Origin of the sequence: Geodermatophilus poikilotrophus (genome assembly GCF_900111455.1) — a bacterium.
GTDB classification, from domain to species: Bacteria; Actinomycetota; Actinomycetes; order Mycobacteriales; family Geodermatophilaceae; genus Geodermatophilus; species Geodermatophilus poikilotrophus.
The window spans coordinates 1-1,990 of record NZ_FOIE01000018.1 but is presented as its reverse complement, the minus strand read 5'-3'; the positions used below and the strand labels follow the sequence as shown (position 1 = coordinate 1,990).

3 protein-coding genes are annotated in these 1,990 nt (G+C 74.1%); all 3 read right to left on the bottom strand.

Features of this window, described 5'->3' with window-relative positions:
• Positions 1–1,239 (bottom strand): LGFP repeat-containing protein (locus tag BMW27_RS22750; RefSeq protein ID WP_217638250.1); only part of this gene is annotated, 1,239 nt, incomplete at its 3' end.
• Positions 1,236–1,811, bottom strand: a complete 576-nt coding sequence (locus BMW27_RS22745; protein ID WP_139206984.1) for a hypothetical protein — start codon at positions 1,809–1,811, stop codon at positions 1,236–1,238. The genes BMW27_RS22750 and BMW27_RS22745, both read right to left, overlap by 4 nt.
• Positions 1,808–1,990, bottom strand: a 183-nt coding sequence (locus BMW27_RS22740) for an LGFP repeat-containing protein (RefSeq protein ID WP_425431701.1), incomplete at its 5' end; no start/stop codon positions are given. The genes BMW27_RS22740 and BMW27_RS22745, both read right to left, overlap by 4 nt.

The following is a 1,990-nucleotide window of genomic DNA, read 5'->3' as shown; positions in this document are numbered from 1 at the left end:
CCCGCCCCCGCCGAGCGGCTGCACGTCGGTGACCGGATAGCCCAGCCCCGAGTACTCCCAGCCCGCCGCGGCCCACCGGTCCCGCACGCCGCCGTAGACGATCCGCGCCCCCGTCGTCTGGGTCCAGTAGATCGACCCGCCCTGGAAGTGCTGGAGGCATCCCCCCCGGCTCAGACCGCAGTGCGTGTCACTCACCGGGTAGCCCAGCGGGCCGGTCTCCCAGCCGGTCGCGGCCCACCGGTCGCGCACGGTGCCGTGGGTGATGCGCGCCCCGGAGGCCGGGGACCAGTAGATCGACCCGTTGGCGTAGGCCTGGAAGCAGCCGCCGTTCCGCAGCCCGCAGGCGACGTTGCCGAGGGGGGTCCCCAGTGGTCCGGTCGCGCCCCCGGCGACCGCGTACCGGCCGGTGACCTCGGCCGCTCCGGGCACCTGGGTCGAGCCGAACCAGTCGGTGTAGTAGATCCAGAAGTTGCGGTTGCCGTACGCCGAGCAGCCGTCGCCGGTGCCCTTGCCGGCCGCCAGGGCGGCTGCGTTGGGCTGGTAGGGCGTGTAGGTGTACAGACCCGCGGTGGCCGCGTTCTCCACGAACACCGGCGAGGAGCCGCAGGCGGTGTTCGGGTGGAACCGGACCTGGTTGACGATGCCCGCCCGGATGGTCCGCGGCTTGACCAGGTAGTCGCGGTACTGACGGGCAGCGCTGTAGATCTGGTTGAACAGGTGTGCGTAGGCCGGGTTGCACGGCGCGGTGTCCGGACAGCCGAACCCCATCGCCTTCTCGTACCGCGTCGGGTTGAGGCTGTTGCCGCTCAACGTGACCAGGCCCTGCTCCTTCTGCAGGATCACCAGGAGCACCCGCTGGCTGATCCCGCAGGCGGCTCCGACCTTGGCGATGATCGTCGCGGCGCTCTCGGCGGGCGCCCCGACGTAGGTACCCGGGCAGCGGGAGTCGGCGGGACGCGTGTAGGTGTCCTGCCACGCGTCCTGCAGGCACGGGGTCCCGTCGGCGGCGGCGACGCAGCGCGGGTTCCTGGACTCGAGGAAGAACTGCACGTCCGCGGGCGACATCGCGTTGCCGTCGTAGAACAGCTGGTCGCTGATGATGTTGCCGGCCCGGAACTGCGAGGTGTCGGCCGCCTCGGCCAGCGGCACGGACGCCGACGGGCCGTCCGTCGCCGCCACGACGGCGAGCCCGGTGGCGGCGACGACGAGCAGGGTCAGCGCGCGGCGCAGCACGCTCACGCGGGCACCTCCACGCTCAGGGCCCCGGACGTGCCCTCGGCGGTGTCCGATGCGTAGTGCAGCTGCAGCACCCACGTCCCGGCGGCGAGGTCCTCGCCCGGGACCACCAGGTCGGTGCACGCCGTCGTCGTCGCGTCGGCCAGGGCCGCGGAGCTCACCGACACCGTGCGGTCCCCCTGGGTCAGGTCGAGCGTGCAGGTGCCGCCGTCCTCGACGAGCGGGCTGACGTAGCCGCTCGCCTGCACCGACGACGTCGCGGGGTCCCACACGGCGAAGGAGAGGACGACGTCGGTGTCCTCCGGCCGCGGCGCGTCGGTGGCGACCGCTCCCGCCCCGCCGGACTCCTCTCCGGCGGACCGGTCGGTCACCGTGGGCTGAGTCGGGGCGCCGCTCGTGGTCCCGGCCTGCGGGATCGTCGCCCCGGTCGCGGGCGTGGCCTGCTCGGCCCGGTCGCCCGAGCACGCCGCGGAGCCGAGGAGTACGGCCAGCGCCACCACGGGGACGGCGGCCAGTCGCAGCAGGGGCGTTCGCCGGGTCGGGTGACCGGGCACTGCGGCGTCCACCCGGGTCATCGGTAGCTCACCGTCGCCTGGCCGGTGGCCGAGACCGTGACGGTCCCGCCCTGGAAGGTCTGACGGGTGCCGCCGGCGACGGCCTGCGGGTCACCGGTGGGATAGCCCAGCCGGCCGTTCTCCCAGCCGGTGGCGGCCCAGGCGTCGCGGACCGCGATGGGCACCAGCCGGGCGCCGGT